Origin of the sequence: Bradyrhizobium sp. Leo170 (genome assembly GCF_004296405.1) — a bacterium.
Classification (GTDB): Bacteria; Pseudomonadota; Alphaproteobacteria; order Rhizobiales; family Xanthobacteraceae; genus Bradyrhizobium.
Genome location: NZ_PSRR01000418.1, coordinates 1 through 6,617, shown reverse-complemented (window position 1 = coordinate 6,617; position 6,617 = coordinate 1). Strand labels below are relative to the sequence as shown.

The window sequence follows — 6,617 nt, the reverse complement described above, 5'->3', positions numbered from 1 at the left end:
GGGGTCAATATTGCAGGCCGAATGACAGAATGGGCCCGGGCGATATGTTGAGTGTCAGCCATGTCGATAACGTACACCACCGTACGAACGACGTGGTGCATTCCGGCGCCGGTCTGGGCCAGTGCGTCGGCTATGATCGCCAGTGCGGCCTTGGCCTGCCCATACGCATCGCCGCCGAGTTGCGGCGGGCGGGCCGTTGTACCGGATACAAATACTTGGTTTCCAACTCGGACGGCTCGCGAGTATCCGTACGTGTCTTCAAAGGCATATCCGGACGAGATGTTCTGCCTTAACAACCGAGTTCTCCTGCGTTGTTGGTGGATAAGCGTAGGTGAATCGCGACGGCAGTCGCGTGCGTTCGAGCGCAACGGCGCATCGCTTGTTAGCAGAACAGGCGACGGTCAGGAGAGTGACGGCTACAGTGCAGCAAACTCGTTCAAGGCATCGACTACCAGGGCCATAAAACGGTTGCCGCCGCCGTGTCCAGCGTCATCGAGAATGTGTAGCCGGCTAGTCGTCCATCGACGCGACAGCTGCCAGGCGGTGATCAATGGGCCGCTGACATCGTACCGCCCGTGGATCAGAACGCCGGGGATGCCCTTCAGTTTAGGAGCATCGCGGATCAATTGGTCCTCTTCGAGAAAGGCCGCGTGGCGCCAGTAATGTGTAACAAGCCGGGCAAACCGCAGGCGGAACTCCGGATCCTGATAGCGCGCGTCTGGTGCATGACCGGGCGTCAGCGAAACATGCGCATTCTCCCACGCGCACCACTCGCTTGCCGCACGGTCGCGGAGCGCCGGATCCCCTTCCGCGAGCATCGTTGCATAGGCATCGACCAGCGACAGGTGCCGCAGATGATGGGGAATTGCATCGGCGAAACGCTCCCATTCCCGCGGGAAGATTCGCCCAACATCCTCCGTAATCCATTGCACCTCACGGCGCGAGGTGGTGGTTACGAATCCCAAAACCAATGCATTCACTCGATGGGGATGAGTCTGGGCATAGGCTAGGCCGAGCGTGGTGCCCCAGGACAGACCGAGAATGGTCCAGCGGTCCACGCCGAGCATCACGCGCAACATCTCAATGTCGGCAACCAAGTGCATTGTGGTATTGGCACTTAGGTCAGCGTTGTGATCGCTCGCCAGCGGTCGGCTCCGCCCAGACCCGCGCTGATCGAACAGCACGGCGCGATAGAGGCTCGGATCAAAGAAGCGACGCTGCCCCGCCGAGCAGCCCGAGCCTGGGCCACCGTGCAGGAACAGCGCGGGCTTGGCCTCGGAATTACCGCAACTCTCCCAATAGACCTCATGCCCGTCTCCCACATCGAGCAAACCACTCGCGTATGGTTCGATTGGCGGGAACTGCACCGACATTTGCGGAATCCTTTGATTTCAGGGACAGTATAGCAGCGCGTCAAAGTCGATCGACGAAACAACGGCGCATGAACATGAGGAGCGGGGGCGTTACAACCGCTGGCGGTTATGCTCCACGTTTAAACTGTCGAGCGACGGCGGTCATTGTCTGCGGAAAACGAGGCCGTATGAGGAGAAATCATGGAACTGGCATTTCGAGGGATCTTCCTGACCAGCAAAAATCCAGAGGCGGGGGATTGTCCGAGGATGCGCGCTCGATCGCGTAGAGCTCGTCGATCTGACGCAAGGCGTCTGTTGCCACAGGTGATCCGGTGGCCTCGGCTACGTCGTAGAACTTGCGGCGGGAGGGACTCCAAGAGGCGGCGGGAGTGATGCGCTCCTTGTCGGCCAGCTGCTCGAAGCCGGCGAATGCGTCGACATGCAGGATGCCTCTGAAGTCGGCAAGATGCGCGACCGGACGCTCAGCCTTGGGGTCCGGGGCGAACAGATGGACTGCAGCCGGAGGCTCAGGTCCACCCCATGGCCGCTGATTGCGGGCGTAGACCCAGAGCCGGCCCGATGTACGACGTCAAGCATCTGATCGGCAAGAGGCCACGCTGATGCTTGGAACCAGATGACACGATCGATCAATCGCCGCGCTTCACGACAAACTGGACGCGTTCTCCCGCAAATCGGGTCTCGTGGTAGACGATCGGACGCTTGTCGCGATCGACGTCGACACTCTCGACCGCGAGGATCGGCGTCATCGCGGACTGTCGCAGGTGTCGGACCTCGTCCTGGGAGGGGTTGCGTGCAATGACGCGGGTCGTTTCGCGGGTGTAGTCGTGGATGCCGAACTGGGCGAGCGTCTTCGTGATCGACATGGTCTGGCGATAGACCGCACCGAAGCCCTGAAACCGGCGGGCGGGAAGATAGGTGTCGCCAATGCTGATCGGTATGCCGTCCGCTTCTCCGATGACCTGAATGAAGACTGACATCTCGTCCTCGGCCATCTCCAGTGCCGCGCAAGCCCGAGCGTGAGCCTTGCGCTCGCTCACCTCCAGAAGCGTGCGGCTGGGCTCGCGACCCTGGAGCGCGACATTGGTGCTGAAGCGCGTGCGCTCTCCGATCTCGTAGTCGATCATGCCGGGGACCAGATAGGAGCCGCCGCCCTTACGCTTGAAGATGATGCCGCGCTGGACGAGGCCCGCGATGGCCTGGCGCGCGGTGTGGCGGTTGACGCCGAAGCGCTCGGCCAATTCGTGCTCGGACGGCAAGCGTCCGGCACCGTCAAATCGTCCGCCCTGAATGTCCTGCAGAAGCGTTTGCTCCAGCTGTTTCCACCGGGGCTCTTGAGACTCCGCAGATAGTTTGGGCCGCATCCGGATTACCACTCGAAATCAGGGTTGGTCAGGGCTCCCGGCCATGCTTGTCCTAACAGGGCCCGCATAGCCACAAGCCACCTGCCGAACCCTGTGGGCAAGAAGGTCAGATTGTCATCCAACTGTAGCAAAATCTGTCTAGACAGATTTTGGCCGCAAGTCGAGAGGGCTTGCGCCGGACAGGATGGAACAGGAATGGCAGCGATCAGCCTTGACAGGCTATCGAAAGATTATGGCGGCCCTCCTGTTCTGGATGCCGTTTCTCTCGACATCGAGGACGGTGAATTTCTCACTCTGCTCGGGCCGTCCGGTTGCGGAAAGTCCACGCTTCTGCGGATCATCGCAGGCCTCGAGGCACAGGATTCCGGCAACGTCGTCATCGGCGGGCTCGCGGTCGACGGGCTGCGCCCGAAGCAGCGCGGCGTCGCCATGGTCTTTCAGTCTTACGCGCTCTACCCGCACATGACGGTCGCAGCGAATATGGCGCTGCCGTTGAAGATGCGTCGCCTGAGCCCCTTGCAGCGCTTGCCTATCGTTGGCCGTCTTCTTGCGGGAACGCAAGCCAAGGTCCGGCAGATCGAAGAGGACGTGCGCCAAACCGCGAGCGCGCTCGAGATTGAGCATGTCCTTGGCCGGAGGCCCGGTGAGCTCTCCGGCGGCCAGCGTCAGCGCGTCGCCGTCGGACGCGCGATGGTGCGCCGTCCGTCGGTATTCCTGATGGACGAGCCGCTCTCCAATCTCGACGCCAAGCTGCGCGTCACCATGCGCGCGGAAATCAAGCAACTGCATCGCAGACTCGGCGTGACATTTGTCTATGTTACGCACGACCAGGCCGAGGCGATGACGCTCTCGGACCGGGTCGCCGTGATGCTCGACGGAAAGCTTCGGCAGGTTGGCCGGCCGCTTGAGATCTATGCCGATCCGGCGGAACGGCGCGTGGCCGAGTTCATCGGCTCTCCGAAGATCACCATGGTCGAGGCGCGCGTCGGCGAGGGTGGAGGGATCCACGTTGGTGGCCACATGCTGGCGATCGAAACCGGCCGGCAGCCGGGCAGTTCCGTCGTGCTCGGCATCCGGCCGGAAGCTTTCACCCCGGTCGCTTCGGGCGGACGGGGAGAATTGCTCGCCGGACGGGTGCGGCTCGTCGAACACCTGGGTTCGGACCTCTATCTCCATCTCGACGCAGAGGGACAAGCTGAACCGGTGATCGCGCGGCTGGATGCGGAGCGGGCGCCTCATGTCGCTGCCGGCGAACAAATTCATCTGGCGGTGCGCGCCGAGCGGGTGCTGCTGTTTGCGCCCGAAGGACAGCGAATCCGAACCTACGCCGACCGCCGACCTCCCGCCGCCGTCGTCGACACGAACGTTGCGGCCAGACGCGGGCATGCGCGATGAGGATGGTGATCGGCGCGCGGTATGACGCCTCATTAGGCCGATCGGACACCGATCCGCCGGCCAAGGTACTGCCGGCGCGCAGACCAGGGGAGGCGCTTGCAGCCGTCGCGCTCACCGGTCCCGCGACAGTGCTGCTGCTCATTCTTTTCATTTTGCCGGTGGCCGCCATCGTTGCCATCGCCCTGACCGATTGGCAGTTCGGGACGACGAGCTTGCATTTTGTCGGCTTGACCAATTTCGAGGGGATATTCGCTGATGAGGCTTTCGTCGCCTCGCTGCGCAACACGCTCGTCTACGTGTCGATCGTGATGCCGGGCACCGTGCTGGGGGGCCTTGCTATCGCGCTCTTGATCGAAAGCGGCAGCACCCTGCGTGACTTCTATCGCGCCATCCACTTCCTGCCATTCATGGCAACGCTTGCGGCCATGGCGATCGTCTGGGAAGCGCTGCTCCATCCCACCATTGGCCTCGTCAACAGCACATTCGCAGCGGTCGGCCTCCCCACCGCCAACTGGCTGCGTGATGAGGCGACGGTGCTGCCGGTGCTCGCCGTCATCGGCATCTGGCAGAATCTCGGCTTCGCCATGGTGCTGTTCCTCGCTGGCCTCAAGAGCATTCCGCAGGATCTCTACGACGCGGCTGACATCGATGGCGCCGACCGATGGCTCGATCGGTTGATGACCGTGACGCTGCCGATGCTGGGGCCGGTTGCCATGTTCGTGGTCATTGTCGTGGCGCTCAGGGCCTTTGAAGTCTTCGATACGGTGCAGATCCTGACCCGGGGCGGCCCCGGTCACGCCTCCGAGGTGCTGCTTCACACGCTCTATCGCGAGAGCTTCGAATTCCTGCGCGCCGGCTATGGCGCCGCCATCACCGTCGTCTTCCTCGTCATCGCGGTAACGCTCACCTTGATTCAGGCCCGCCTGATCGACAAGAGGGTACACTACCAATGAGCCGGGCCGGTTATCGTCTGCCGTGGCCTGCGGCCATCGCGCGCCATGCCCTCCTGCTCGCAAGCGGCGGGCTTATGCTCCTTCCCTTTGTCTGGATGACAAGCCTGTCATTGAAGCCGCCGGCAGAGATTTTTCGAACCTCCTTTTCGTTATTGCCCGAGCACTGGTACGCGATCGAGAATTACGGGAGGGCGCTCACGGCGGCGGCGCTGCCGCGCTACATGGCAAACGGCGCTCTTGTCTGCGCCGCGATCCTGGCGCTGCAGATCCTGATTTGCGCGCCTTGCGCCTACGCGCTCGCCAAGCTGGAATTCAGGGGGCGCGACCTGCTGTTCGGCCTCGTCCTGGTTGGCCTCTTGATACCCCACCAGGTGCTGGCGGTGCCGCTTTTTATGCTCGGCTACAGCCTCCGCCTCCTCAACAGCTATGCTGCGCTGGTCTTCCCCTTTGTCGTTTCGCCCTTTGGCATCTTCCTGTTCCGGCAGTTCTTCAGATCGATTCCCGACGACGTGGTCCATGCCGCGCGACTGGACGGCCTCTCCGAGTTCGCGATCGTCTAGCGTATCATGCTGCCGATGGCGATGCCGGCCGTCATTGCCTTCTCGATCTTTTCCGTCGTCTCCCATTGGAACGACCTGTTCTGGCCCCTGATAGCGGTGAAGTCGCCAAACCTGATGCCTCCGGCGCTGGGCGTTGCGATCTTCCACGGCGGCGAAGCCAGCACCGAATACGGCCCGCTGATGGCCGGCGCCGTGCTCGTGATCCTGCCGCTTGTGCTTGCTTTCGTCGTCGCCCAGCGCTGGTTCATCGAAGGGCTGACCTCGGCTTCCCTGAAATAACGATCTGGCGGAGCGCGCGATGCGGATCTCTTTGGCAATCTCTTTCGTCTGTGGGCTGATCGGTCTCGCCACCACCAGTGCACAGGCCACCAACCTGCAGGTTCTCTATGCCTTCGACCGGACGACGGCTCAGGCACATCAGGAAATCAAGGAGCGTTTCGAGAAGGAGAATCCGGGTATTACCGTCGAGTTTCTCGCCGCGGCGCCGAACTACGAGGATGCCTCGCAGAGCATCATCCGAAACGCCATGATCGGCGATCTTCCGGACGTGACCTTTCAGGGTCTCAATCTTGTGCGCGGCCTGGTTGACCGCGGCATCGCCGTTCCGCTCGATCCTTTCATCGCAGGTGACGGCGGCGCCGACAAACTCGGCTACGACGCCGGCATGCTGCGGGTTGGCAGTGTGAACGGCAAGACCTTCGGCATTCCCTTTGCGGTCTCGACGCCGCTCCTCTACGTGAACGCCGACCTGGTGAGAGCGGCCGGCGTCGAGATGGATGCCTTTCCGACGCGCTGGGAAGATATCGTCGCGCTCGGCAAGAAGATCGACGACCCCGCGCGCAACATCATCGGCTTCTATTTCCAGTGGGACATCACCGGCAACTGGATGTTCCAGAGCCTGCTGTTCGCCAACGGCGGAAGCATGATGTCGTTCGACGAGAAAGCGATTGCCTTCGATCAGCCCCCCGGGCTCGC

At 62.3% G+C, this 6,617-nt stretch carries 6 protein-coding genes and 2 pseudogenes; 4 read left to right on the top strand and 4 right to left on the bottom strand.

Translation table 11 applies throughout. The annotated features are described in order from the left end of the window. The 4 genes and pseudogenes from CWO89_RS39035 to phnF all read right to left on the bottom strand — a co-directional run. Positions 1–296: Rid family hydrolase (locus CWO89_RS39035; protein ID WP_130583643.1), on the bottom strand; the 296-nt coding region annotated here is incomplete at its 3' end. 120 nt (positions 297–416) lie between these two features. Then, entirely contained in the window at positions 417–1,373 is a 957-nt protein-coding gene (pip, locus tag CWO89_RS39030) for a prolyl aminopeptidase (protein WP_130583642.1), read from the bottom strand. A gap of 178 nt (positions 1,374–1,551) precedes the next feature. Beyond that, a pseudogene (locus CWO89_RS39025) lies at positions 1,552–1,875 on the bottom strand (IS66 family transposase); the annotation flags it as partial. 124 nt (positions 1,876–1,999) lie between these two features. Then, complete coding sequence (gene phnF / locus CWO89_RS39020) at positions 2,000–2,734, bottom strand: phosphonate metabolism transcriptional regulator PhnF (protein WP_130583641.1); 735 nt, start codon at positions 2,732–2,734, stop codon at positions 2,000–2,002. A 195-nt stretch (positions 2,735–2,929) separates the two neighbouring features. Between phnF and CWO89_RS39015 the strand changes: the two genes are divergently transcribed. From CWO89_RS39015 to CWO89_RS39000, 4 genes and pseudogenes are all read left to right on the top strand, one after another. Further along, positions 2,930–4,129 (top strand): ABC transporter ATP-binding protein, encoded by a 1,200-nt coding sequence (locus CWO89_RS39015; RefSeq protein WP_130583640.1) that lies wholly within the window; start codon positions 2,930–2,932, stop codon positions 4,127–4,129. A gap of 2 nt (positions 4,130–4,131) precedes the next feature. Beyond that, positions 4,132–5,082 carry a carbohydrate ABC transporter permease gene (locus CWO89_RS39010; protein WP_130583644.1) on the top strand — a complete coding sequence of 317 codons (951 nt, stop codon included), beginning with the start codon at positions 4,132–4,134 and terminating at the stop codon, positions 5,080–5,082. Further along, positions 5,079–5,921: pseudogene (locus CWO89_RS39005) on the top strand (carbohydrate ABC transporter permease). Before CWO89_RS39010 ends, CWO89_RS39005 begins: the two are co-directional and overlap by 4 nt. A 19-nt stretch (positions 5,922–5,940) precedes the next feature. Beyond that, positions 5,941–6,617: extracellular solute-binding protein (locus tag CWO89_RS39000; RefSeq protein WP_130583639.1), on the top strand; the 677-nt coding region annotated here is incomplete at its 3' end.